The sequence below is a fragment of the Pseudomonas sp. R3-41 genome (assembly GCF_054161485.1).
Genome location: NZ_CP096421.1, coordinates 1,988,173 through 2,013,821 on the forward strand (window position 1 = coordinate 1,988,173; position 25,649 = coordinate 2,013,821).

24 protein-coding genes are annotated in these 25,649 nt (G+C 61.7%); 22 read left to right on the forward strand and 2 right to left on the reverse strand.

From position 1 onward, the window contains the following. Nucleotides 1–364 precede the first annotated feature (364 nt). The 4 genes from M1D99_RS08990 to M1D99_RS09005 are packed head-to-tail and all read left to right on the forward strand — an operon-like array spanning nt 365 to nt 4,729. Nucleotides 365–835, forward strand: a complete 471-nt coding sequence (locus tag M1D99_RS08990) for a (2Fe-2S)-binding protein (RefSeq protein WP_053123841.1) — start codon at nt 365–367, stop codon at nt 833–835. Beyond that, complete coding sequence (locus M1D99_RS08995; protein ID WP_434574756.1) at nt 832–3,147, forward strand: xanthine dehydrogenase family protein molybdopterin-binding subunit; 2,316 nt, start codon at nt 832–834, stop codon at nt 3,145–3,147. The genes M1D99_RS08990 and M1D99_RS08995 overlap by 4 nt, the downstream gene beginning before the upstream one ends. Beyond that, nucleotides 3,147–4,118: an XdhC family protein gene (locus M1D99_RS09000; RefSeq protein ID WP_434574758.1), complete on the forward strand. Its 972-nt coding sequence runs from the start codon at nt 3,147–3,149 to the stop codon at nt 4,116–4,118. The genes M1D99_RS08995 and M1D99_RS09000 overlap by 1 nt, the downstream gene beginning before the upstream one ends. Before the next feature lie 20 nt (nt 4,119–4,138). Continuing rightward, nucleotides 4,139–4,729: a nucleotidyltransferase family protein gene (locus M1D99_RS09005; protein WP_434574760.1), complete on the forward strand. Its 591-nt coding sequence runs from the start codon at nt 4,139–4,141 to the stop codon at nt 4,727–4,729. A gap of 1,191 nt (nt 4,730–5,920) precedes the next feature. On the opposite strand, the gene rne is transcribed toward M1D99_RS09005, so the two are convergent. Continuing rightward, entirely contained in the window at nt 5,921–9,112 is a 3,192-nt protein-coding gene (gene rne, locus M1D99_RS09010; protein ID WP_434574762.1) for a ribonuclease E, read from the reverse strand. Between the two features lie 699 nt (nt 9,113–9,811). Here rne and rluC point away from each other — a divergent pair. Genes rluC through M1D99_RS09025 form a run of 3 tightly spaced genes read left to right on the forward strand, consistent with a single transcriptional unit; the run spans nt 9,812 to nt 12,430 of the window. Further along, entirely contained in the window at nt 9,812–10,768 is a 957-nt protein-coding gene (rluC, locus tag M1D99_RS09015; protein WP_458131660.1) for a 23S rRNA pseudouridine(955/2504/2580) synthase RluC, read from the forward strand. Next, a complete protein-coding gene (locus tag M1D99_RS09020; protein ID WP_186707189.1) occupies nt 10,758–11,420 on the forward strand; it encodes an HAD-IA family hydrolase in 663 nt (220 codons plus the stop codon). The genes rluC and M1D99_RS09020 overlap by 11 nt, the downstream gene beginning before the upstream one ends. Nucleotides 11,421–11,440: 20 nt before the next feature. Continuing rightward, nucleotides 11,441–12,430: a S49 family peptidase gene (locus M1D99_RS09025; protein WP_186707190.1), complete on the forward strand. Its 990-nt coding sequence runs from the start codon at nt 11,441–11,443 to the stop codon at nt 12,428–12,430. Nucleotides 12,431–12,576: 146 nt separating this feature from the next. Here the strand turns inward: M1D99_RS09025 and M1D99_RS09030 are convergent, their stop codons facing one another. After that, nucleotides 12,577–13,155: a Maf family protein gene (locus M1D99_RS09030; RefSeq protein ID WP_250962544.1), complete on the reverse strand. Its 579-nt coding sequence runs from the start codon at nt 13,153–13,155 to the stop codon at nt 12,577–12,579. Nucleotides 13,156–13,260: 105 nt separating this feature from the next. Between M1D99_RS09030 and M1D99_RS09035 the strand changes: the two genes are divergently transcribed. The 15 genes from M1D99_RS09035 (at nt 13,261) to M1D99_RS09105 (ending at nt 25,564) form a co-directional block, all read left to right on the forward strand. Next, nucleotides 13,261–13,788: a YceD family protein gene (locus M1D99_RS09035; protein ID WP_003204262.1), complete on the forward strand. Its 528-nt coding sequence runs from the start codon at nt 13,261–13,263 to the stop codon at nt 13,786–13,788. A 13-nt stretch (nt 13,789–13,801) separates the two neighbouring features. After that, entirely contained in the window at nt 13,802–13,984 is a 183-nt protein-coding gene (gene rpmF, locus M1D99_RS09040; protein ID WP_003179396.1) for a 50S ribosomal protein L32, read from the forward strand. Between the two features lie 4 nt (nt 13,985–13,988). Next, on the forward strand, nt 13,989–14,999 hold the full coding sequence (plsX, locus tag M1D99_RS09045; protein ID WP_186707192.1) for a phosphate acyltransferase PlsX: 1,011 nt from the start codon (nt 13,989–13,991) through the stop codon (nt 14,997–14,999). Nucleotides 15,000–15,122: 123 nt separating this feature from the next. Then, complete coding sequence (fabD, locus tag M1D99_RS09050) at nt 15,123–16,061, forward strand: ACP S-malonyltransferase (RefSeq protein WP_434574767.1); 939 nt, start codon at nt 15,123–15,125, stop codon at nt 16,059–16,061. Between the two features lie 15 nt (nt 16,062–16,076). Further along, nucleotides 16,077–16,820 (forward strand): 3-oxoacyl-ACP reductase FabG, encoded by a 744-nt coding sequence (fabG, locus tag M1D99_RS09055; RefSeq protein ID WP_186707194.1) that lies wholly within the window; start codon nt 16,077–16,079, stop codon nt 16,818–16,820. Nucleotides 16,821–17,011: 191 nt separating this feature from the next. Next, nucleotides 17,012–17,248, forward strand: a complete 237-nt coding sequence (acpP, locus tag M1D99_RS09060) for an acyl carrier protein (RefSeq protein WP_003175607.1) — start codon at nt 17,012–17,014, stop codon at nt 17,246–17,248. A 108-nt stretch (nt 17,249–17,356) separates the two neighbouring features. Beyond that, nucleotides 17,357–18,601 (forward strand): beta-ketoacyl-ACP synthase II, encoded by a 1,245-nt coding sequence (gene fabF, locus M1D99_RS09065; RefSeq protein ID WP_018613569.1) that lies wholly within the window; start codon nt 17,357–17,359, stop codon nt 18,599–18,601. Then, complete coding sequence (gene pabC, locus M1D99_RS09070; protein WP_434574769.1) at nt 18,601–19,416, forward strand: aminodeoxychorismate lyase; 816 nt, start codon at nt 18,601–18,603, stop codon at nt 19,414–19,416. The genes fabF and pabC overlap by 1 nt, the downstream gene beginning before the upstream one ends. 3 nt (nt 19,417–19,419) lie before the next feature. After that, nucleotides 19,420–20,580, forward strand: coding sequence for an endolytic transglycosylase MltG (gene mltG, locus M1D99_RS09075; RefSeq protein WP_434574771.1), 1,161 nt, complete (start codon nt 19,420–19,422; stop codon nt 20,578–20,580). Nucleotides 20,581–20,600: 20 nt separating this feature from the next. Beyond that, nucleotides 20,601–21,233, forward strand: a complete 633-nt coding sequence (gene tmk / locus M1D99_RS09080) for a dTMP kinase (RefSeq protein WP_186730601.1) — start codon at nt 20,601–20,603, stop codon at nt 21,231–21,233. After that, nucleotides 21,226–22,212, forward strand: a complete 987-nt coding sequence (locus M1D99_RS09085) for a DNA polymerase III subunit delta' (RefSeq protein ID WP_186707198.1) — start codon at nt 21,226–21,228, stop codon at nt 22,210–22,212. Before tmk ends, M1D99_RS09085 begins: the two co-directional genes overlap by 8 nt. 42 nt (nt 22,213–22,254) lie before the next feature. After that, nucleotides 22,255–22,611 carry a PilZ domain-containing protein gene (locus M1D99_RS09090; protein WP_186707199.1) on the forward strand — a complete coding sequence of 119 codons (357 nt, stop codon included), beginning with the start codon at nt 22,255–22,257 and terminating at the stop codon, nt 22,609–22,611. A gap of 11 nt (nt 22,612–22,622) precedes the next feature. Further along, nucleotides 22,623–23,417 (forward strand): TatD family hydrolase, encoded by a 795-nt coding sequence (locus M1D99_RS09095; RefSeq protein ID WP_458131661.1) that lies wholly within the window; start codon nt 22,623–22,625, stop codon nt 23,415–23,417. A gap of 384 nt (nt 23,418–23,801) precedes the next feature. Continuing rightward, the gene (locus M1D99_RS09100; RefSeq protein WP_186707201.1) at nt 23,802–24,440 is read left to right on the forward strand and encodes a TetR/AcrR family transcriptional regulator; all 639 of its coding nucleotides are present in this window, start codon (nt 23,802–23,804) and stop codon (nt 24,438–24,440) included. 155 nt (nt 24,441–24,595) lie between these two features. After that, nucleotides 24,596–25,564 (forward strand): GTP 3',8-cyclase MoaA, encoded by a 969-nt coding sequence (locus tag M1D99_RS09105; protein WP_434574775.1) that lies wholly within the window; start codon nt 24,596–24,598, stop codon nt 25,562–25,564. Nucleotides 25,565–25,649 lie beyond the last annotated feature (85 nt).

Consider the following 25,649-nt stretch of genomic DNA (forward strand, 5'->3'; position numbering starts at 1 on the left):
TCAGAAGCGTCCTATGGGGAATCACCGCAACGTCCTAGGAAATGGCCCACATAAGGGCGGTCTATGGAGATAGAAGGGTAAATATTGGCTGTGGTTGTTTTGCTCCAGATTGAAGCTGACCCGAATTCAAAAAAACGCCCTGCACACGATCATTTGTGCAGGATTGTGCAGGGCGTTTTGCTTGATCCTGGGTTAATTTAGCCTCCTAACGATGCGACCATCGCATCCAAAAGGCCCGATGCAGACGCCTGCGTGCGCTTGCATAAGAGAGCCTGATCAGCCTGAGCCAGTCTGCGCGAACCGAACCGCTAACCCAGCGGCAGATTGCTCGACCCCATAATTCGATCACTGTGCGGGCGTGCCCATGATTACCCTGAAACTCAATGGAAAAGACCATCAACTGGATGTGACCGAGGACATGCCACTGCTGTGGGCTATCCGGGATGTGGCCGGTTACAACGGCACCAAATTCGGCTGCGGCATGGGCCTGTGCGGCGCCTGCACCATCCACATCGACGGCGCCCCGGCGCGCAGCTGCATCACGCCAATCGGTTCGGTGAAAGGGCAGGCCATCAGCACCATCGACGGGCTTCACGCCGACCCGGTCGGGCAAGTCGTCCAGAAGGCCTGGCTCGATACTGCCGTGGCCCAGTGCGGTTACTGCCAGGGCGGGCAGATCATGTCCGCCACGGCGCTGCTCAAGACCAACCCCAACCCGAGCGATGAGCAGATCGAGGAAGCCATGGTTGGCAACCTCTGCCGCTGCGGCACCTACAACCGGATCAAGACCGCGATTCGCCAGGCCTCCACTCACCTGAAGGAGGCCAAGGCATGAGCCGCTTGCCCGATGATTTCGTGCTGAGCAACCTCAGCCGTCGTGGTTTCCTCAAGGGCGCGAGCGCCACCGGTGTGCTGGTGCTGGCGGCCACGTGGGGCCTGCCGGATGCCTTTGCCGAAGAGAAAAAATTCGGCGCCGAGGGCATGCCCCATGGCGCGGTCGACGATCCCAAGGTCTATGTGAGCATTGCCGCCGATGGCAGCGTGACCGTGATCTGCAACCGTTCGGAAATGGGCCAGGGCGTGCGCACCAGCCTGAGCATGGTCGTGGCCGATGAGCTGGAAGCCGACTGGGCACTCGTCAAGGTCAAGCAAGCGCCGGCCGATGAAGCGCGTTTCGGCAACCAGGATACCGACGGCTCGCGCAGCATGCGTCACTGGTACGAGCCGATGCGCCGCTGCGGGGCCGCCGCCCGGACCATGCTGGAACTGGCCGCCGCTGCGCAGTGGAACGTGCCAGTAGGCGAATGCCGTGCGCAGATGCATAAGGTGGTGCACCAGCCTTCGGGGCGCGAACTCGGCTATGGCGAGTTGGCCGCTGCCGCGAGCGCCTTGCCAGTACCTGCCCGTGACAGCCTGCGCCTCAAGCAGCCGTCCGAGTTCCGCTATATCGGCAAGGAAGCGAGCCGGGCCATCGATGGCGCGGACATCGTCAACGGTCGCGCAGTCTTCGGGGCTGACGTGAATTTCGAGGGCATGCTCTATGCCGTCATCGCGCGTCCGCCGGTCTATGGCGGCAAGGTCAAGAGCGTGGACAGCAGCGCGGCGCTGAAGGTGCCGGGCGTGGTCAAGGTGGTGTCGATTGAAGGGCGACCGCTGCCCTCGGAGTTCCAGCCGTTGGGCGGCGTGGCGGTGGTGGCGAAAAACACCTGGGCGGCGATCAAGGGTCGCGAGGCCCTGAAGATCCAGTGGGACGACGGCCCGAATGCCGGCTACGACTCCATTGCCTATCGCAAGGAGTTGGAAGCGGCGGCCCTCAAGCCTGGAAAAGTCGTGCGCAGCAGCGGCGACCTCGACGATGCGCTGGCCAAGGCTGATTCGACATTGGAGGCATCGTATTACTTACCGCACCTGTCGCAATCGCCTATGGAGCCGATGGTTGCCGTCGCTCGGTTCAAGGATGGCCAATGCGAGGCCTGGGCACCGAGCCAGGCGCCGCAGGTCACTCGTGAACGTGTCGCTGAGCGCCTGGGCATTCCTTTCGAGAAGGTCACGGTGAACATCACCTTGTTGGGCGGCGGTTTCGGACGCAAGTCGAAACCCGACTTCGTCGTCGAAGCGGCGGTGCTCGCCAAGGAAATTCCCGGCCAGGCCGTACGCGTGCAGTGGACCCGTGAGGACGATATTCATCACTCGTATTTCCACACCGTGTCGGCCGAATACTTGAAGGCTGGCTTGAACAAGGACGGCATGCCTTCCGGTTGGCTGCATCGCACCGTGGCCCCGACCATCACCGCATTGTTTGCACCGGGCATGACCCACGAGGCGCCGTTCGAAGTGGGCATGGGCGTGACCAACATGGCCTACGCCATTCCCAACCTGCGCCTGGAAAACCCCGAGGCGGTGGCCCATACCCGGGTGGGCTGGTACCGCTCGGTGTCGAACATTCCCCATGGTTTTGCGATCCAGAGCTTCATTGACGAGTTGGCCCACAAGGCCGGCCAGGATCCGCTGAAGTACCACCTCAAGCTGCTGGGCCCGGACCGCAGGATCGATCCGAATAGCCTCAATGACAGTTGGAACTACGGCGAATCCCCCGAGCGTTATCCGATCGATACGGCGCGAATCCGCACGGTGCTGGAAACCGCTGCGAAGGCTGCCGGTTGGGGGCGCGAGTTGCCCAAGGGCCGTGGGTTGGGGCTGGCGGTGCATTACAGCTTCGTCACCTACGTGGCGGCGGCGATTGAAGTCGAGGTCAAGGACGACGGCACGGTGATCGTGCACAAGGCGGACATCGCCGTGGACTGCGGTCCGCAGATCAACCCCGAACGCATCCGCTCACAGTTCGAAGGCGCCTGTGTCATGGGCCTGGGCAATGCGATGGTGGGCGAGATCAGCTTCAAGGACGGCAAGGTGCAGCAGGACAACTTCCATATGTATGAAATCGCGCGCATGTCCCTGGCGCCCAAGGACGTGGCGGTGCATCTGGTCACGCCGCCGGGCGAGGTGCCGTTGGGCGGTGTCGGCGAGCCGGGCGTGCCGCCGATTGCGCCGGCCTTGTGCAACGCGATCTTCGCCGCCACGGGCAAGCGTATCCGTAACCTGCCTGTGCGCTATCAGCTGCAAGGCTGGCAACAGGCGAAGGCCTGATGGACAGCGTCGATCTGAATGTCTTGCGCAGCGTGCTTGAATGGCGCCGCGCCGGGCAGCGGGTGGTGTTGTTCACCGTGGTCCAGACCTGGGGCACCGCGCCCAGGCCGCCGGGGGCGATGCTGGCCCTGCGTGAAGATGGCGTGGTGATTGGTTCGGTGTCGGGCGGTTGTGTCGAGGATGACCTGATCGCCCGGTTGCACGACGGTCGCATTCCGGCGGACGGTCCGGCGGTGCAACTGATCACCTATGGCGTTACTCGCGAAGAGGCGGCGCGCTTCGGCCTGCCGTGCGGTGGCACCCTGCGCCTGACCGAAGAGCGGGTGGGCGATCCACACTGGGTCGCCCAGTTGCTGGAGCGTTGCGAGGCCCATGAAATCGTTGCCCGTGAGCTGACCGTCGCCAGCGGCAACGTGGTCTTGACCCCGGCCAGCAAGACCGACGCTTTGATGTTCGATGGGCAGGTGTTGCGGGCCATTTACGGCCCGCGTTGGCGGCTGCTGCTGATCGGGGCCGGACAACTGTCGCGCTACGTGGCGGAAATGGCCCGGCTGCTGGATTTCGAGGTGCTGATCTGCGATCCGCGCAAGGAGTTCGTCTACGGTTGGGAGGAGCAGCATGGGCGCTTCGTCTCCGGCATGCCTGACGAAGCGGTGCTGAGCATCCAGACGGACGAGCGCACGGCCATTGTGGCTCTGACCCATGATCCACGTCTGGACGACATGGCGCTGCTCACGGCGCTGGACTCCAAGGCTTTTTATGTCGGCGCCCTGGGTTCGCGGGTCAACAGCCAGAAGCGCCGGGACAACCTGGCTCAGCTAGGCTTGTCAGCAGAGGCCATTGAACGCTTGCATGGACCGATTGGCTTGCACATCGGCAGTCACACCCCGGCGGAAATCGCCTTGTCGTTGCTGGCGGAAATCGTGGCCATCAAGAATGGCGTGGAGCTGCGGCAGAAAAAGCCGCTGTAAGCCATGGGCAAGGAGGACGTATGGGCGATTCGATTGGCGTGATCATCCTGGCAGCGGGAGCGGGTAGCCGTTTCCGCCGGATTGCAGGTCCCGACAAGGATAAATTGCTCGCCGATTGCACCGGGCGTGACGGCGCCGTGCGGTCGGTGATCGAGCAGGTGCTGGTGAATCTGCCGGCCTCCCTGGAAAAGCGTGTGTTGGTGACGAACAAGGACCGGCCACAAGCCATACGCATGGCCCAGGCGTATGGGTGCGATTTCCTGGAGCTGGACTCCCCCGGCCTGGGTGACAGCATCGCCGCGGGTGTCCAGGCTTGCCCTGATCTTGATGGCTGGCTGATAGTGCTGGGCGACATGCCCTTCATCTTGCCGTCGAGCATCGAGCAGGTGGCGGCAGGGATTCATGAGGATGGGATCAGCGTGCCGGTCCTGGCGGGGGAGTACGGGCATCCGGTGGGATTTGGTCGTGGGTTTGGCCCGAAATTGATGGCGTTCACTGGAGATCGTGGCGCCAAGGCATTGTTTGCCGGGGCGCAGGTAGTCGAAGTACCGGTGGACGATCCGGGCGTGACGTGGGATGTCGATGTGCCAGAGGCACTGACCTTCAAATAACAGGCGACGCAAAACCCTTTGGGAGCAAGCTCGCGAGGGCGGAGGGTCAATTTGCAGTGATGTTGGATACCACCAGGTTTCTCGGAACAGCACGGTCCTGTGGCGAGGGAGCTTGCTCCCGCTGGGTCGCGCAGCGGCCCCAAAAAAACGATGAGCGCTGCGCACTGGAGCGCCAGCCCGGTCAAGCGGGAGCAAGCTCCCTCGCCACAAAAGCTTCCCAGCCATCACGGCACAGATTGATCAACAGTAAACATTGTGGGAGCGAGCTCGCGAAAGCGGTTTGGCATTCAACATTGATGCTGGCTGAGACGACGCTATCGCGAGCAAGCTCGGCTCCCACATTGGATCTCCAATGGATATAAGCCTTGTGCCGGGCCCCGGCCTCCTGTGCGAGCGATGGCGTAGGGTCAATTTGCAGTGATGTTGGATACCACCAGGTTTCTCGGAACAGCACGGTCCTGTGGCGAGGGAGCTTGCTCCCGCTGGGTCGCGCAGCGGCCCCAAAAAGCGATGAGCGCTGCGCACTGGAGCGCCAGCCCGGTCAAGCGGGAGCAAGCTCCCTCGCCACAAAAGCTTCCCAGCCATCACGGCACAGATTGATCAACAGTAAACATTGTGGGAGCGAGCTTGCTCGCGAAAGCGGTTTGGCATTCAACATTGATGCTGGCTGAGCCGACGCTATCGCGAGCAAGCTCGGCTCCCACATTGGATCTCCAATGGATATAAGCCTTGTGCCGGGGCACGGCCCCCGTGGGAGCGAGCGATGGCGCAGGGTCAATTTGCAGTGATGTTGGATGCCACCAGGTTTCTCGGAACAGCACGGTCCTGTGGCGAGGGAGCTTGCTCCCGCTGGGTCGCGCAGCGGCCCCAAAAAAACGATGAGCGCTGCGCACTGGAGCGCCAGCCCGGTCAAGCGGGAGCAAGCTCCCTCGCCACAAAAGCTTCCCAGCCACCACGGCACAGATTGATCAACGGTAAACATTGTGGGAGCGAGCTTGCTCGCGAAAGCGGTTTGGCATTCAACATTGATGCAGGCTGAGACGACGCTATCGCGAGCAAGCTCGGCTCCCACATTGGAGCTTCGGCGGATATGAGTCTTGTGTCCGGCCCAGTTCCCCTGTGGATAAGTCTGCAGGCATAAAAAAGCCCCGCCTGGCGTTACCAGGCGGGGCTTTTTACTGGGCGGTGGAATCAGGCGTGAGGTTTAGGCTCGTGCTCTTTTTCCTGGGCTTCAGTGTGACGCGGTGCGATTTCCTCAGCGACGTGCTGAGGTTCGTCGAACGTAGGAGCTGATTCAGCCGGGGTTTCGGCGACCGGGGCAGGGGCTGCCTCGGCTACGTCTTCCACGACTGGAGCTGGCTCGGCGGCAGGCGCTTGAGCGGCGGCAGCGGCAGCTTGTTCGGCTTCCTTCTGCAGACGCTCGGCTTCACGCTTGCGACGACGCACTTCACGTGGATCGTTCGGCGCGCGGCCATTCGCGGTCAGGGCACTGGCCGGTGCAGGCTCTTCCAGCGGGGCAGGGGCTTCGGCAACCACGGGCGCTTCGACCACTGGAGCAGGCTCGACCACTTCTGGCTCGACCGCTTTCACGGGCTCTGGTGCCGGCTCAGGCTCGACAACCGGTGCCGGTGCGGCAGGCTCGGCGGTCCAGTTGAACGCCGTCTGCTCTTCGCGGACAGGCTCGGGTGCCTTTTCTTCGGCCGGTGCTTCGACGACCGGTTCGGCAGCCACCACTGGCGTCTCGACGACCGGTGCAGGCTCGGCGGCGACTTCAGCGTCAGGCTGGGCTTCAGGTGCCGGAGCGAGTTCCACTTCTGGCGAAGCGGTGGCTTCTACCGGGGTGGTGGCTTCGACCGCAGGCGCTTCAACCGGCGCGCTTTCCACCGCAGCGGTGGCACGTTCAGCTTGTTCGTGCGCCTGGGCTTCGGCCGGAGCGCTGATCGCGCTGCTGGCAACGGCCGCAGTCACGGCCAGGCCGGCGGCCAGATCCGCAGCGCTTGGCGCTTCGGCGTTTTCGCTGGACTCGGACTCTTCCGAACCTTCGATCACATTGCCGTTGGCGTCGCGTTGACGCTCACGACGGTTGCTGCGACGACGCTGGCCACGGGAGCGGCGGCGTGGACGATCACCTTCGGCGGTGTCCTGGCCGTCTTCCTGCAACTGCTCTTCGGCGTTCAGCACTTCTTCTTCGCTGGCAGCGGCGGCTGCCTGTTCAGCGCGAGGCTGGCGCTCCTCACGTGGCGGACGCGGCGCGCGTTCTTCACGAGGCGGGCGAGCCGGACGCTCTTCAGCAGTGGCAACAGCCACGGCCGGGGCGGCATCCAGTGGCTCGCGCAGTTCGCGAACACGCTCTTCACGCTCGCCACGTGGCTTGCGATCTTCACGCGGTGCGCGCGGCTGGCGTTCTTCACGCGGCGGACGCGGTGCGCGTTCTTCGCGGGCTACGACTGGCGCTTCCTCACGGGCCTCGCGCGGCTGGCGCTCTTCACGCGGCTCACGCGGCGCGCGTTCTTCACGCGGTGCACGTTCTTCGCGAGGCTTGCGCTCTTCGTCGCGACGGCCGTTGCGGTTGCGGGTTTGCTGGCGACCGTTGCGGCGTTCTTCGTTGCGGGCCGGACGCTCGGTAGCGGCGGGCTTGGCGACGACGGCCGGGGCAGCTGGCTCTTCCTTGGTTGCAAACAGGCTGACCAGCGACTTCACCAGGCCTTTGAACAGGCTCGGCTCCGGGGCTGCGGCCGGGGCGGCAACCGGGGCAACCACTTCGGTAGGAACCGGAGCGTTGGCGCGGGCCGGTGCGGTCTTGACCGCGGCTTCCTGGCGAACCAGGGTGCGAGTGGCGGCGGCCGGCTGGACTTCTTCCACTTCGGCAGCGGCAGCAGCGATTTCGTAGCTGGACTGGTTGGTGTGGGCTTCCGGGCTGTCATCGCGCAGGCGCTGCACTTCGAAGTGCGGCGTCTCGAGGTGATCGTTCGGCAGGATGACGATACGGGCGCGGGTGCGCAGTTCGATCTTGGTGATCGAGTTGCGTTTTTCGTTGAGCAGGAACGCGGCCACCGGGATCGGCACTTGGGCGCGAACTTCGGCGGTGCGGTCCTTCAGGGCTTCTTCTTCGATCAGGCGCAGGATCGCCAGGGACAGCGACTCGACGTCACGGATGATGCCGGTGCCGTTGCAACGCGGGCAAACGATGCCGCTGCTTTCGCCCAAGGATGGACGCAGGCGCTGGCGGGACATTTCCAGCAGGCCGAAGCGCGAGATACGACCGACCTGGACGCGGGCGCGGTCGGCTTCCAGGCATTCACGGACTTTTTCTTCCACGGCGCGCTGGTTCTTGGCCGGGGTCATGTCGATGAAGTCGATGACAATCAGGCCGCCAATGTCGCGCAGGCGCAACTGACGGGCGATTTCCTCGGCTGCTTCAAGGTTGGTCTGCAGGGCGGTTTCTTCGATGTCGCTGCCTTTGGTGGCGCGCGCCGAGTTGATGTCGATGGACACCAGGGCTTCGGTCGGGTCGATGACGATGGAGCCGCCGGACGGCAGTTCGACGACGCGCTGGAAGGCGGTCTCGATCTGGCTTTCGATCTGGAAACGGTTGAACAGCGGAACGCTGTCTTCGTAGAGCTTGATCTTGCTGGCGTACTGCGGCATCACCTGGCGAATGAAGGTCAGGGCTTCGTCCTGGGCTTCGACGCTGTCGATCAGCACTTCGCCGATGTCCTGGCGCAGGTAATCGCGGATGGCGCGGATGATCACGTTGCTTTCCTGGTAGATCAGGAACGGCGCGGAACGATCCAGCGAGGCTTCTTTGATGGCGGTCCACAGTTGCAGCAGGTAATCGAGGTCCCACTGCATTTCTTCGCTGCTGCGACCCAGGCCTGCAGTGCGCACGATCAGGCCCATGTCGGCCGGTGCGACCAAGCCATTGAGGGCTTCACGCAGTTCGTTGCGCTCTTCGCCTTCGATGCGACGGGAGATGCCGCCGGCACGCGGGTTGTTCGGCATCAGGACCAGGTAACGGCCGGCGAGGCTGATGAAGGTGGTCAGGGCCGCGCCCTTGTTGCCACGTTCTTCTTTTTCGACCTGGACGATGACTTCCTGGCCTTCGCTCAGGACGTCCTTGATGTTGACGCGGCCTTCAGGGGCCTTCTTGAAATATTCGCGGGAGATTTCTTTGAGGGGCAGGAAGCCGTGGCGCTCGGAGCCGAAATCGACAAAGGCAGCCTCAAGGCTTGGTTCGATACGAGTAATCCGGCCTTTATAGATGTTGGCCTTCTTCTGCTCGCGTGCACCGGATTCGATATCCAGGTCGTAGAGGCGCTGGCCGTCTACCAGTGCAACACGCAACTCTTCGGGTTGAGTTGCGTTAATCAGCATTCTTTTCATGTAGTACCGTCGGTTTCCGGGCTGCCGGAAACGGCGTTCGGCACACACGACTTCTCACGGTCGGTGTCAGGTGCGTCCTGGAGGTGGCAAGGCCATTCCAGTGTCCAGCGAGTTCGGCCCAATGATGGCGAAGTCGCGACGGACGCGTCCTGCTTGCTGGTACTCAAGCACTCAGTCAGGAGGAGGAATCAACCGGCGTCTGTGGACGAGATGAAGCGTCTAAATATAAGCCTAGTGCTACACAGTCCGACGGTTGTACGTCTCCACCCTACACGTATCCCTGATAATTCGGGTGCTGCCGCGCGCAGAATCCGCAGCGGGTTGGCATTTACCGTGAGCTCCGGAAGGGGAGGTCACGCATCATGGCTAATTTAGGCGTTGTTTCCGAAGCTCTCGCTCGGGGTCGTTCGCAGCTGACTGCACTTTGTGAACTGGCCGTGAATGTGGCGCGCAAGGCGAGTCAAAACTCTGCTTTGCGGCGTATCTCAGGCCTCATGTCACCTGCGCTCGTTACACCTGAAAACTCTACCGTTACGTAGCGAAAGCCCCGTAGGACGGCCTCTCGTCCTCGTGAATTGCGTTGGTCAGGGCCGGTTTTTGACCGCTGGTCCACTGTCCAGCCACTTTTGGCGGCGTTCGCGACTATAGCAGCAATGATTAAGTGCTTCAATTCCATAAAAAATTGTTATGATCGCCGCCATGACAACTACTGCCTCTTCGACCCCTGGCGTTCAACTGCTCGAGGTCTCGCCGGAATATGCCGGCCAACGAATCGATAATTTCCTGCTGGCCCGGCTCAAAGGCGTGCCCAAGACCTTGATCTACCGCATTTTGCGTAAAGGCGAAGTGCGGGTGAACAAAGGTCGGATCAAGCCTGAATACAAGCTCCAGGCCGGCGACATCGTGCGCGTGCCCCCGGTTCGCGTGCCCGAGCGCGATGAGCCGGTACCCCTGGCCCAGGGATTATTGCAACGCCTTGAAGCCTCGATCGTCTATGAAGACAAGGCCCTGATCGTGATCAACAAGCCCGCGGGCATTGCGGTCCACGGCGGCAGCGGCCTAAATTTCGGCGTGATCGAAGCCTTTCGTCAGTTGCGTCCGGACGCCAAGGAACTGGAGCTAGTCCATCGCCTCGACCGCGACACCTCCGGCCTGCTGATGATTGCCAAGAAACGCAGCATGTTGCGCCACCTGCACGAGCAATTGCGCGGCGATGGTGTCGACAAGCGCTACATGGCGCTGGTGCGGGGGCGCTGGGAGACCTCCATCAAGCAGGTCCGTGCGCCGCTGCTCAAGAGCAACCTGCGTTCCGGCGAGCGCATGGTGGAAGTCAACGAGGAGGGCAAGGAGGCGCTGACGGTGTTCAAGGTATTGCGCCGTTTCGACGACTTCGCCACCTTGGTCGAGGCCAAGCCGGTGACTGGGCGTACGCACCAGATCCGCGTCCATACCCTGCATGCCGGCCACTGCATTGCCGGTGACAGCAAATACGGCGACGACGATTTCACCAAGGAAATCCGCGACCTGGGCGGCAAGCGCCTGTTTCTCCATGCCTATATGCTCACCGTGCCGCTGCCCGATGGTGGCGAGCTGAAGTTGCAGGCCCCGGTGGATGACATGTGGGCCAAGACCGTGGAGCGGTTGAGTGCATCCTGACTACAAATTGCTGATCTTCGATTGGGACGGCACTCTGGCGAACTCTGTTGGTCGGATTGTCGAAGCGATGCATGTCGCATCGGATCGTTCGGGTTTGGCCCGGTGCGACGATTTTGCAGTGAAGGGCATCATCGGCCTGGGATTGCCGGAAGCGATTCGCAGCTTGTACCCGGATATCGATGACGATGCGCTGGTGGTTTTTCGCCAGCACTATGCCGATCACTACATCGCGCTGGAGGCTGAGCCTTCGCCGTTGTTCGAGGGGGTGGTTCATACCCTTGAAACCTTGAAAGGCGAGGGTTATCGCTTGGCGGTCGCGACCGGCAAGGCTCGTCGGGGGTTGGATCGGGTATTGAAGGCCCATGGGTGGGATGATTATTTCGACATCACTCGTGCCGCCGATGAGACGGCCAGCAAACCGCATCCGTTGATGCTCGAACAGATACTGGCCCATTGCGGGGTGGAGCCTGCGCAAGCGTTGATGGTGGGGGATTCCTCGTTCGACCTGCAGATGGCGCGTAACGCCGGCATGGGTTCGGTGGCTGTCAGCTATGGTGCGCAGTCCATCGAGGCGCTCAAGGCGTTCGAGCCGCGACTGGCGATCGACCATTTTCCTGAATTGCACGCCTGGCTGAGCCGGCGCGCTGATTAAAGTCTGTTGAGGATGCATGTATGACCGATGAATGGAAGGCACCGGCCAAAGCGAGCGCTGACAACGGTGACGAAAAAAGCTGGAAGCTGTTGGAGAAGACCCTGCTGGCCGGGGTGGAAGAGCAGCGTCGTGCGCGCCGGTGGGGGATCTTCTTCAAGTGCCTGGTCTTTATCTATCTGTTTTTCGGCTTGGCGCTGATCTACCAGGCGGTTGACGGGAAAACGAGTCCGGGAGGTGGTGCAGCCTATACGGCGGTCATCGATATTGAAGGCATGATCGCCGACAAGGAAGCGGCCAGCGCGGACAACATCATCGGTAGCCTGCGAGCTGCGTTCGAAGACTCGAAAGTCAAAGGGGTGGTGCTGCGCATCAATAGCCCGGGCGGCAGTCCGGTACAGGCCGGCTACGTCTATGACGAAATCGTTCGTTTGCGTGCGGCGCACCCGGACATCAAGCTCTACGCGGTGATTGCCGATCTCGGCGCCTCCGGTGCTTATTACATCGCCAGTGCCGCGGACCAGATCTATGCCGACAAGGCCAGCCTGGTGGGTTCCATTGGCGTGACGGCGGCCGGTTATGGCTTCGTCGAGACGCTGGGCAAGCTTGGGGTGGAGCGTCGGGTCTATACCGCGGGCGAGCACAAATCCTTCCTGGATCCGTTCCAGCCGCAAAAGCCTGAGGAGACGGCGTTCTGGCAGGGCGTGCTCGACACCACCCATAAACAGTTCATCGCCAGCGTCAAGAAAGGGCGGGGCGAGCGCCTGAAAGACAAAGAGCATCCAGAGTTGTTCTCCGGGCTGGTCTGGTCGGGCGAGCAGGCTTTGCCGCTGGGCTTGATCGATGGCCTGGGCAGCGCCAGTTCCGTGGCTCGGGATGTGATTGGTGAGAAAGAGTTGGTGGATTTCACCGTCGAAGAGTCCCCGATCGACCGCTTCTCGAAGAAGTTGGGTGCCAGTGTCGCCCAGCACCTGGCGATGTGGATGGGGTTCCAGGGGCCTGCGTTGCGCTGATTGCCTTGAAGTTTTCGCTACAGGGGAAGGTTGACACTACCCCTGTGGCGAGGGAGCTTGCTCCCGCTGGGCTGCGAAGCGGCCCCAGATTTTGCGGTCGCTGCGCAACCGAACGGGAGCAAGCTCCCTCGCCACGGATTTTAGCGTTAGGGAACCTGCACGCCCTCGGCCAGCAACATATCCACAAGACGAATCAACGGCAGCCCGATCAGGCTGGTGGCGTCCGGCCCTTCGGTGCTCTGGAACAGGCTTACGCCAAGCCCCTCGGCCTTGAAGCTGCCGGCGCAGTCGTAGGGTTGTTCAGTGCGCAGGTATCGTTCGACGCGCCCAGGATCCAGGGTGCGCATGTTGACGGTAAACGGAACGCAATCGACCTGGCAGGCGCCGGTCTGGCTGTTGAGCAGTGCGAGGCCGGTCAGGAACGTGACCCTGGTGCCGCTGGCGGCCAGCAGTTGCTCGCGAGCATTGTCGAAGGTGTGGGGTTTGCCCAGGATGCGCTCGCCGAGCACGGCGACCTGGTCTGAACCGATGATCAGGTGTGCCGGATGGCTGTCGGCCAGCGCCAGGGCTTTTTCCCGGGCCAGGCGCTTGACCAGCTCGACGGCGGGCTCGCCGGGGCGATGGCTTTCGTCGATATCGGGTGAGCTGCAGACGAACGGCAGTCCCAGGCGGGCAAGCAATTCCCGGCGATAGACCGAGCTCGAGGCAAGTAATAAAGGCAGCATGGACGTCTCCAGGAGGCAGGGGTGAATTCTAGCGAGGCACGCAAGTGACGGACAGGGCTGAATTTCCTTTGACATGGCTGGGGGCATCCCTATAATGCTGCGCCTATGTTGAATGACCCGATTCCACCTCACGTTGACCCGCGCAAATTGGCTGACCGTGGCACCACCCTTCAAGGTGAACTGCTGCTGGCCGATTTGAAGAGACTCTGCGACCCGCTTTCCGACGATGTCGGTACGGTCCAGGCCAAATTCGTTTTTGAACGAGATGAACGTAAATCTGTGGTTATCCACAGCTTTATCGACACCGAAGTCAAAATGGTTTGCCAGCGTTGTCTTGAGCTGGTCACCCTGCCGATCCACAGCGAATGCAGTTACGCCGTGGTGAAGGAGGGTGCGAATACCCAGTCGTTGCCGAAAGGTTATGACGTGCTGGAACTGGGCGAAGATCCATTGGATCTGCAGTCACTGATCGAGGAGGAGCTTCTGCTCGCCTTGCCCATTGTGCCTGCTCATCATCCGGAAGAATGCCAGCAGCCGGCGGGAGCAGATGAGCCCGAACCGAGCGAGGACGAGGTAACGCGGTCCAACCCGTTCAGTGTATTGGCGCAGTTAAAGCGTGACCCAAACGTTTAGGAGTTAATCAATTATGGCTGTTCAGCAGAACAAAAAATCCCGCTCTGCCCGTGACATGCGCCGTTCGCACGACGCTCTCGAGGCTAGCACCCTGTCCGTAGAAAAGACCACCGGTGAAGTTCACCTGCGTCACCACGTATCGCCAGAAGGCGTATACCGTGGCCGTAAAGTGATCGACAAGGGCGCCGACGAGTAATCACTTGTCCGCTCAAGTCATCGCGATTGACGCAATGGGCGGGGACTTCGGTCCCCGCAGCATTGTTCAGGCCAGCCTTGCTTGCCTGAATGCTACTCCCTCGCTGCACCTGACCCTCGTCGGTCAATCCCCTCTCCTGGAAGACATGCTCAGCGGCCAATCGGCTGTGGATCGCGCGCGCCTGACGATTGTCCCGGCGTCGGAAATCATCGCCATGGACGAAAAGCCAGCCCAGGCCCTGCGCGGCAAGCCTGACGCCTCGATGCGGGTGGCCCTTGAGCTGCTGCGCGATGGCAAGGTCCAGGCCTGTGTCAGTGCCGGCAATACCGGTGCACTGATGGCACTGTCGCGCTACGTACTCAAGACCTTGCCGGGTATCGACCGGCCCGCGATGGTGGCGGCGATCCCGACCCAGCGTGGGTTCTGTCAGTTGCTCGACCTGGGGGCAAACGTCGACTGCAGTGCCGAGCATTTGCTGCAATTTGCGGTGATGGGCTCGGTCGCGGCTGAAACCCTGGGCATCGTGCGTCCTCGCGTGGCGCTGTTGAATATCGGCACCGAAGACATCAAGGGTAACCAGCAGGTCAAGCTGGCGGCCACGTTGTTGCAGGCTGCGCGGGGTATTAACTACATCGGTTTCGTCGAAGGCGATGGCTTGTACCGTGGCGAGGCCGATGTGGTGGTCTGTGACGGCTTCGTGGGCAATATCCTGCTCAAATCCAGCGAGGGGCTGGCCACCATGATCGGCCAGCGCATCGAGACTTTATTCAGGCAAAGCCTCGCCTCGCGGGTGGTCGGCGCCTTGGCGCTGCCGTTGATGCGCCGATTGCAGGCGGACCTGGCGCCGGCGCGGCACAACGGAGCGAGCTTCCTCGGGCTGCAAGGTATCGTGATCAAGAGTCACGGATCGGCGGGCGTGCTGGGGTTCCAAAGTGCGATCAACCGAGCGGTGATCGAGATCCAGGAGAACCTGCCGGAGCGCTTGCACGGTCGCCTCGAGGATTTGTTAACTTAGGCGTTTTCGTCCGACAATGCTTAAATGTGACCGGTCGGTTCAACCCGCCATCCAATGTGCAGTTTGCTAGCGCCCCCAGGGGCGTCAATTTTTGACGACAAGATCATTAGGGGCTTTGTTTTCATGTCTGCTTCCCTCGCATTCGTCTTTCCAGGGCAGGGCTCGCAGTCCCTCGGCATGCTGGCCGAGCTGGGCGCGCAATACCCGCTGGTCCTCGAAACATTCAAAGAAGCTTCCGATGCGCTCGGCTATGACCTGTGGGCATTGACCCAGCAAGGGCCGGAAGAGCAGCTCAATCAAACCGATAAAACCCAGCCAGCCATCCTCACCGCTTCGATCGCCTTGTGGCGCTTGTGGCTGGCTGAAGGCGGCGCGCGCCCGGCGTTCGTCGCCGGTCACAGCCTGGGCGAATACAGCGCCCTGGTGGCCGCTGGCAGCCTGAGCCTGGGCGCCGCGGTGAAACTGGTGGAGCGTCGTGGCCAGTTGATGCAAGAGGCCGTTCCGGCCGGGCAGGGCGGCATGGCCGCGATCCTGGGTCTGGAAGACGCTGATGTGCTCGCCGCCTGTGCCGAAGCGGCACAAGGCGATGTGGTCAGCGCGGTGAACTTCAACTCCCCGGGCCAGGTAGTCATTGCCGGTGCCAAGGCGGCCGTCGAGCGTGCCATCGAAGGCTGCAAGGCTCGTGGTGCCAAGCGTGCCATGCCGCTGCCGGTCAGCGTGCCGTCGCACTGTGAACTGATGCGTCCGGCCGCCGAGCGCTTTGCCGAATCCATCGCTGCCATCGACTGGCAGGCTCCGCAGATTCCCGTGGTGCAGAATGTCAGCGCCAACGTGGCGCCAGATATCGAGACCCTCAAGCGTGATCTGCTGGAGCAACTCTACAAGCCGGTTCGCTGGGTCGAATCGGTACAGGCCCTGGCAGCCAAGGGCGCGACCGAACTGGTCGAATGCGGTCCTGGCAAAGTGCTGGCAGGCCTGAACAAACGCTGCGCCGAAGGCGTGTCGACTTCCAATCTCAATACCCCAGATGCCTTCGCTGCCACCCGTGCAGCGCAGGCCTGAACAGGAGAAGCTTGCATGAGTCTGCAAGGTAAAGTTGCACTGGTGACCGGTGCAAGCCGTGGCATCGGCCAGGCCATCGCCCTGGAACTGGGTCGTCAAGGCGCCATCGTCATCGGCACCGCGACTTCCGCTTCGGGCGCCGAGCGCATCGCCGCGACCCTGAAGGAAAACGACATCCAAGGCACCGGCCTTGAACTGAACGTCACCAGCGACGAATCCGTTGCGGCGGTGCTGGCGAGCATTCAGGCGCAGTTCGGTGCGCCGGCGATCCTGGTCAATAATGCCGGTATCACCCGCGATAACCTGATGATGCGCATGAAAGATGACGAATGGTTCGACGTGGTCGACACCAACCTGAACAGTCTGTACCGGCTGTCCAAGGGCGTTCTGCGTGGCATGACCAAGGCGCGCTGGGGTCGAATTATCAGTATCGGCTCGGTTGTGGGTGCCATGGGCAACGCAGGCCAAGTAAACTATGCTGCGGCGAAGGCCGGTCTGGAAGGTTTCAGCCGTGCGCTGGCGCGTGAAGTGGGTTCGCGCTCGATTACGGTAAACTCGGTTGCACCGGGTTTCATCGACACCGACATGACCCGTGAACTGCCGGAAGCACAGCGTGAAGCCTTGTTGACGCAGATTCCGCTGGGTCGTCTGGGGCAAGCTCAAGAAATCGCGTCCGTGGTCGCTTTTCTTGCGTCGGACGGTGCGGCATACGTGACCGGGGCTACAATCCCGGTGAACGGCGGGATGTACATGAGTTAAATGTGACGGATTGCTTCAAAAAAATGTCATACGAGCTGTCTAAAATCCGTTATAAAGCTGCAATCAATTTATAGACGGCGGGCCGCTGGGTTTGAGGAGTGAAGCTTTCGGTTGAAAAACCGAAAAGTTCTTCTATACACTTACCCACCGGCCAGCTGCCTGAATTTGTCCATTAGGAGTGAAAACAAGGTATGAGCACCATCGAAGAGCGCGTCAAGAAAATCGTTGCCGAGCAACTGGGCGTTAAAGAAGAAGAAGTTGTGAACACCGCTTCCTTCGTAGAAGACCTGGGTGCCGACTCCCTTGACACCGTTGAGCTGGTGATGGCTCTGGAAGAGGAATTCGAGACCGAGATTCCTGACGAAGAAGCTGAGAAGATCACTACTGTACAAGCTGCTATCGACTACGTTACCAGCCACCAGGCGTAATCGTTCTTAGTCGTCGCTAGCTGTCATGGAAAAACCGCACTGCCATCACGGCGTGCGGTTTTTTCTTTAGGCCTGATGCAAAGTCGTCATTAGAAAAAGGAGAGTGCTGTGTCGCGTAGACGCGTCGTAGTCACCGGTATGGGTATGTTGTCGCCACTGGGCACGGATGTGCCGAGCAGTTGGCAGGGCATTCTGGCCGGCCGCAGTGGCATTGGTCTGATCGAACACACCGACCTTTCTGCCTATTCCACCCGTTTCGGCGGCTCGGTAAAGGGCTTCAATGTCGAGGAATACCTGTCGGTCAAGGAAGCCCGCAAGCTTGACCTGTTTATTCAATACGGCCTGGCAGCCGGTTTTCAGGCAGTGCGTAACGCCGGCCTGGAAGTCACCGACGCCAACCGTGAACGCATCGGCGTGGCCATGGGCTCGGGTATTGGCGGCTTGACCAATATCGAAGAAACCAGCCGCACGCTGCACGAATCGGGGCCGCGACGGATTTCTCCGTTCTTCGTGCCGGGCTCGATCATCAACATGATTTCCGGTTTCCTGTCCATCCACCTGGGTGCCCAGGGGCCCAACTACGCCATCGCCACGGCGTGCACCACCGGTACCCACTGCATCGGCATGGCCGCGCGCAACATCATGTACGACGAAGCCGACGTGATGATTGCCGGTGGCGCCGAGATGGCCGCATGCGGCCTCGGCATGGGCGGTTTCGGCGCATCCCGCGCGCTGTCGACCCGCAACGACGAGCCCGCCCGCGCGAGCCGGCCGTGGGACAAGGGCCGTGATGGCTTCGTGTTGTCCGACGGTGCCGGTGCGTTGGTGCTCGAGGAGTTGGAGCACGCCAAGGCGCGCGGCGCGACTATCTATGCCGAGCTGATTGGCTTTGGCACCAGTGGCGATGCGTACCACATGACTTCGCCACCGGCCGACGGCGCCGGTGCGGCCCGTTGCATCGCCAACGCCTTGCGTGACGCGAAGCTCAACGGCGAGCAGGTGCAGTACATCAACGCCCACGGCACGTCGACCCCGGCCGGCGACCTGGCCGAAGCCCAGGCGATCAAGACCGTGTTCGGCGAGCATGCCTACAAGCTGGCGGTCAGTTCGACCAAGTCCATGACCGGTCACCTGCTGGGTGCGGCAGGGGCGGTGGAAGCGATCTTCAGCGTCCTGGCGATCAACAGCCAGACAGCGCCGCCGACCATCAACCTCGATGAGCCGGACGAAGGCTGCGACCTGGACTTCGTGCCGCACACTGCCCGCAGCATGGACATCGATGTGGTGCTGTCCAACTCCTTCGGCTTTGGCGGGACCAACGGTTCGCTGGTGTTCCGCCGGTTCGCCGGTTGATGGAAAGCTGGGTCGACGGTCAGCCGGCCGACGTCCTGTCGCTGAAAGATCGTGGCCTGGCTTACGGCGATGGGTTGTTCGAGACCCTCGCCGTGCACGATGGCAGACCGGTGTTGCTTGAGCGTCACCTGCAACGCCTGGAAACCGGTTGCCGGCGGTTGGCTCTCAATGTCGACATGAGCGCGTTGAGCACCGAGCTGAATGCCTATGCCCGGTGCCTGGGCGCCGGCGTGCTGAAGCTGATCGTGACCCGTGGCGACAGTCTGCGCGGTTATGCCGCAGATCCCTCGACCTCGGCCCGGCGCATCCTGCAAGGGAGCCCGCCAGCCGCTTATCCCACCGCCCATGCCGAACAAGGCGTTCACCTGTTTCCTTGTACCGTGCGTTTGTCCGAGCAGCCCTTGCTCGCCGGCCTCAAGCACCTCAATCGCCTGGAACAAGTGTTGGCCCGTGCCGAGTGGCGCGATGGGCAGTACGCCGAAGGTTTGATGCTGGACACGTCCGGGCGGGTAATCGAAGGCGTATTCAGCAACCTGTTCCTGGTGCGCGATGGCGTGTTGTTCACGGCGGACCTGAGCCGTTGCGGTGTGGCCGGTGTGATGCGCGCGGAATTATTGTTTCAAGCCAAGTCCCAAGGCATCGCTACGCAAATCACCGACCTCAGCCTTGAACAGTTGCACCAGGCCGATGAAGTTTTCGTCTGCAACAGCGTTTATGGCGTGTGGCCGGTACGCGGATGCGGTTCGGCGCGCTGGTCGGTTGGCCCGCTCACCCGTAAACTGCAGACCCTTGCCCGTGCGCTATTGGATGCTTGATTCGTGAGACGTAAATTCTTGCTGCTGCTGGAGACCGGACTGGTCCTGGCAGGGCTGTTGTTGGGCGCTTCGGCCTGGAAAATTCATTCGGCGCTGCAACAGCCGCTGAACATTACCCAGGAAGAATTGCTGGACGTGCCCAACGGAACCACCCCGACCGGAACCCTCAAGCGCCTCGAGGCCGATGGCCTGATCAAGGACGCCTTCTGGCTGCGTGTCTATTGGCGCTTCAATCTTGCCGGCCAGCCGTTGCACTCCGGTGAATACCGGATGGTGCCAGGCATGACCATGGAGGGGCTGATCGGTGTCTGGAAGCGCGGTGAAGTGGTGCAGTACAGCGTGACGCTGGTGGAGGGCTGGAATTTCCGCCAGGTGCGCGCCGCACTGGCCAAGGATGAAAAACTCCAGCAGACCCTTGCCAACCTGAGCGACAGCGAGGTCATGGACCGTCTGGGTCATTCGGGAGTATTTCCCGAAGGCCGGTTCTTCCCGGACACCTACCGCTTCGTGCGCGGCACATCGGATGTCGACCTGCTTAAAAAAGCCTACGACCGTCTGGAAGACGTGCTCGCCAAGGAATGGGCACAGCGTGCCGCCGATGTGCCTTACACCATGCCGTACCAGGCGCTGATCATGGCGTCCCTGGTGGAGAAGGAAACCGGCGTACCCCAGGAGCGTGGGCAAATTGCCGGCGTCTTTGTCCGGCGCATGCGCCTGGGCATGCTGCTGCAGACCGATCCCACAGTGATCTACGGGTTGGGTGAGCGCTACACCGGCAAGCTCTCCCGCGCCCATTTGAAAGAAGAAAACCCGTATAACACCTACCTGATCCCGGGCTTGCCGCCGACGCCGATCGCGATGGTGGGGCGCGAAGCGATTCATGCCGCGTTGAACCCGGCACCGGGCAACAGTCTTTATTTTGTCGCCCGTGGCGATGGCAGCCATGTGTTTTCCGATGACCTGGAATCGCACAACAACGCGGTGCGCGAGTTCCAGCTCAAGCGCCGTGCCGATTACCGCTCCAGTCCGGCGCCGGTAACGCCGGACGAGCAGGCGCCGATCCCGGCGGCATCGCCCGACACGGCACCTGAAGCGGTGCCCCATGTGCCACCTCAGGTACCTGCCCCGGAACCGGACGCCAGCGAGCCACCGAGCCCGCAATGAATTTGATTAAGGATCGCCCCGTGACTGGCTTGTTTATAACGCTGGAAGGCCCGGAAGGCGCCGGCAAGAGCACCAACCGCGAATACCTGGCCGAACGCCTGCGGGCTGCCGGCATCGAGGTGGTATTGACCCGTGAACCGGGCGGTACGCCACTGGCCGAGCGAATTCGCGAGGTGCTGCTGGCGCCCCTCGAAGAAGTCATGAACCCTGACACTGAGCTGCTGCTGGTGTTCGCCGCCAGGGCGCAGCATCTGGCCGAGGTGATCCGCCCGGCGCTGGCCCGTGGCGCCGTGGTGCTCTGCGATCGTTTTACCGATTCGACCTATGCCTACCAGGGCGGCGGCCGGGGATTGTCCGTGGAACGCATCGCCGCGTTGGAAAGCTTCGTCCAAGGTGAGCTGCGCCCAGACCTGACCCTGGTGTTCGACCTGCCGGTGGAAATCGGCCTGGCCCGCGCCAGCGCCCGTGGCCGGCTGGATCGTTTCGAGCTTGAGGGCCAGGCTTTCTTCAATGCCGTGCGCAATGCCTTCCTGGGGCGCGCCAAGGCCGATCCGGCGCGTTACCTGCTGATCGATGCCGCGCAGCCGCTGACCCAGGTCCAGCAGTCCCTGGATAGCTTGCTGCCACGTTTGCTGGAGCGTGTCCGTGGCTGAAGCCTATCCCTGGCAAGACGGTCTCTGGCAGCAACTGGCCGGTCGTGCCCAGCATGCCCATGCTTATCTGCTACACGGCCCGGTCGGCATCGGCAAGCGGGCGCTGGCCGAGCGGCTGATGGCCAGCCTGTTGTGCCAACGCCCGGGGGTCTCCAACGCTTGCGGCGAATGCAAGTCCTGCCTGCTGCTCAAGGCCGGCAGCCATCCCGACAATTACGTGCTGGAGCCGGAAGAGGCGGACAAGGCGATCAAAGTCGACCAGGTTCGCGACCTGGTCAGCTTCGTGGTCCAGACCTCGCAGATGGGCGGGCGCAAAGTGGTGCTGATCGAGCCGGTCGAGTCGATGAACATCAACGCTGCCAACGCCTTGCTCAAGAGCCTCGAAGAGCCTTCTGGCGATACCGTGTTGCTGCTGGTCAGCCACCAGCCGAGTCGCTTGCTGCCGACCATCAAGAGTCGTTGCGTGCAACAGGCCTGCCCGCTGCCGAGCGAGGCGATGAGCTTGCAATGGTTGGCGCAGGCCCTGCCTGACAGCAGCGACGAAGAGCGTGTCGAGCTGCTGACCCTCGCGGCTGGCTCGCCCCTGGCGGCTGTCAGCCTTCAGGCCCAGGGCGTGCGTGAGCAGCGGGCCTTGGTGGTGGACGGGGTCAAGAAACTGCTCAAGCAGCAGCAGTCCCCCACGCAACTGGCCGAGGGCTGGAACGCCATCCCGCTACTGTTGCTGTTTGACTGGTTCTGCGACTGGTCGAGCCTGATCCTGCGTTACCAGTTGACCGAAGACGAGGCCGGCCTGGGGCTGGCCGACATGCGCAAAGTGATCCAGTACCTGGCGCAAAAAAGCAGCCAGGATAAAATCTTGAACATCCAGGACTGGATTCTTGCCCAACGTCAGAAGGTGCTGAGCAAGGCGAACCTCAATCGAGTGCTGTTGCTCGAGGCGCTGTTGGTGCAGTGGGCGAGTTTGCCTGGTCGAAGTTGACAGGTACCGCCTAGACTCAGCTCAATCGCAGCGGAGATCAGCATGAACGAACCTGTCAGTCCCGGTCCACGCAACGGCATCCTGTCCCTGACCATCAAGGACAAGTCGGTGCTTTATGCCGCCTACATGCCCTTCATCAAGAACGGCGGCCTGTTCATTCCGACCAACAAGAATTATCGCTTGGGCGACGAGGTGTTCATGCTCTTGAGCCTGATGGATGAGTCGGAGAAAATTCCGGTCGCCGGCAAGGTGATCTGGCTGACCCCCAAGGGCGCCCAGGGCAATCGGGCCGCCGGCGTGGGCGTGCAGTTCAGCGACGGCGACAATTCAGCCCGCAATCAGATTGAAACCCACTTGGCCGGCTCCCTGAAGTCCGACCGTCCCACCCATACGATGTAGCCTGACCTTTTATGCTTGTAGATTCCCATTGTCACCTTGACCGTCTCGACCTCGCTGCCCATGGCGGTTCCCTGGATGCCGCGCTGGACGCGGCCCGGGAGCGGGGCGTCGGCCACTTCCTGTGCATCGGCGTCAGCGCCGACAACGCTGCCGACGTGAAGGCCCTGGCCGAGCGTTATGCCGATGTCGATTGTTCGGTCGGCGTCCACCCACTGGACGTCCAGCCCGGCGCCGCGCCAGCGCTCGATTGGCTGTTACGTGAGCTCGATCATCCACGTGTGGTCGCCATTGGCGAAACCGGCCTGGACTATCACTACGAGCCAGAAGCCGCCGACGTGCAACAGGCGTCGTTCCGGCTGCACCTGGAGGCCGCCCGGCAGACCGGCAAACCGGTGATCATCCACACCCGCGGCGCCCGGGCCGACACCCTGGCCTTGCTGCGTGACGCCGCGCTGCCCCAGGCCGGTGTGCTGCATTGCTTCACCGAAGACTGGGACATGGCCAAGGCTGCTTTGGACATGGGCTATTACATTTCCTTGTCCGGGATTGTCACGTTCCGCAATGCCGATGCCCTGCGCGACGTTGCCAGCAAAGTGCCGGCTGATCGGCTGCTGGTGGAAACCGACTCGCCTTACCTGGCGCCGATCCCCTATCGCGGCAAGCCGAACCTTCCGCAATACGTACGGGAAGTGGCGGAGTTTCTGGCGATGCTGCGGGGCGAGTCCTACGAGCGATTTGCCGAGCAGACGACGGAAAATTTTAAGCAATTGTTTCCGCTGGCTCACGTTCGATCGGCGCACGCCTGAATTTCATGCAAAAAAAACCCGGGTTCTGGGGGGTGAATCCGGGTTAAGACCATTAGGAGTAAAACAAAGGCACGCGGTCCGTTGGCACCTTTATCAGCGCGTCACTTGGGGGAGATGTCACGCCGACAGTTCAAGTATTGATCAGTATGCCCACCCGTCCAGTCTGGCCGGGGCGGTTTTTAAACAAATTTGGAATACGCTCGCTTCGGATAAGTTCTCACTGTCGTCAAAGCTCGCCAGTGCGGCCCGTTGGCAAGGGAAACGACGAGGCGGGTGTGCACGGTTTTGTGAAGAACGGAGGCCGAGAATGGATGATCCGTGCATTTTTGCGTAAGTTAGGCATAATACCCGGCTTCGAATTTTGACCCTTCAGACCTTTTTCTTATGCACAAAGAACCCCGTAAGGTCCGTGAGTTTCGCCGCCGCGAGCAGGAAATTCTCGACACCGCGCTCAAGTTGTTCCTCGACCAGGGTGAAGACAGTGTCACCGTCGAGATGATTGCGGATGCCGTGGGTATCGGCAAAGGCACGATTTATAAACATTTCAAATCCAAGGCGGAGATCTACCTGCGCCTGATGCTCGACTACGAGCGCGATTTGAACGAGCTGCTGCATTCAGCCGATGTGGACAAGGACAAGGAGGCCCTGTCCCGGGCCTACTTCGAGTTCCGCATGCGCGACCCGCAGCGCTACCGCTTGTTCGACCGCTTGGAAGAGAAGGTGGTCAAGGGCAACCAGGTGCCGGAGATGGTCGAGGAGCTGCACAAGATCCGCGCCTCCAACTTCGAACGCCTGACGCTGTTGATCAAGGGCCGGATCAGCGAAGGCAAGCTTGAGGACGTACCGCCTTATTTCCATTACTGCGCCGCCTGGGCGTTGGTGCACGGCGCGGTGGCGCTGTATCACTCGCCGTTCTGGAGCAACGTGCTGGAAGACCAGGAAGGTTTCTTCCAGTTCCTGATGGACATTGGCGTGCGCATGGGCAACAAGCGCAAGCGCGATACCGACCACCCGAGCACCTGACTGGCCACACGAGCCAAGACATTCAGCTGCCTTATTGCGCCATGTCCGCTTACATGGCGCAGTGCCCCAGTAATATACTCAGGTTTGGGTCTTGCGAAATCTTGATTTCTAGGTCAAGTTTCGCTAGTCCGATTTTTCTCGTGCCGGAGTGATCCATGATCGTTGACCGTCAAGGCAGGCGCTTCCGCAATCTGCGGATCAGCCTGACCTCAGCCTGCAATTACGCCTGTACCTACTGCGTGCCTGACGGCAAGCGGTTGGTGGCTGCGCAGGATGAACTGTCAGCCGAAGCCATGGCGCGCGGCGTGGCGTATTTGATCGAGGCCGCCGGTATCGAGCGGCTGCGCATCACGGGCGGCGAGCCGCTGGTCAGCCCCAAGCTCGAGCGTTTCATGACGGCGGTGGGGCAGATGGGGCTGGAGGACATCAGCCTGACCACCAATGGCCAGTTGCTCGCGAAAAAACTACCGTTGCTGGTGGATGCCGGTATCCGTCGCATCAACGTTTCCCTCGACACCCTGGACCCCGCCGCGTTTCGCAGTATCGCCCGTGGCGGCGACCTGGCGACCGTGCTCGATGGCATGGAGCAGGCCCGGGCCGCCGGGATGAAGATCAAGGTCAACATGGTGCCGTTGCGCGGGCAAAACCTCGACCAGGTGATGCCGTTGCTCGAGTACTGCCTGGAACGTGGTTATGAGTTGCGTTTCATCGAGTTGATGCGCATGGGCCACCTGGCCAGCGATTCCAACGCCTTCCTGCAGCAGTTCGTCAGCCTTCAACAATTGCTCAGCCTGATCGGCGACCAGTACGAATACCTGCAGGCCGACGCGCCGGTGGACGCCACGGCGGTGCGTTATGAGATACCGGGGCTGGGGCACTTCGGTGTGATCGCCAACGAAAGCGTGCCTTTTTGCCGTACCTGTTCGCGACTGCGGCTGTCTTCCACGGGCTGGCTGCACGGCTGCCTGTCGTCGAGTAACCGTCACTTCGTCGGCGATCTTCTGGACAAGCCACGCCATCAGGCCTTGCCGGCGCTTCAGCGCTTGTTGGTCAAGGCGCTGGGGGATAAGCAGGAAGTGGCGTTCTCCGGCGGTGCGACCGTCATGAAAATCATCGGCGGCTGAATAAGGCTTTTGTGGCGAGGGAGCTTGCTCCCGCTCGACTGCGAAGCCGTCGCAACGTCCAGAGGGGCCGCTCGCAGCCCAGCGG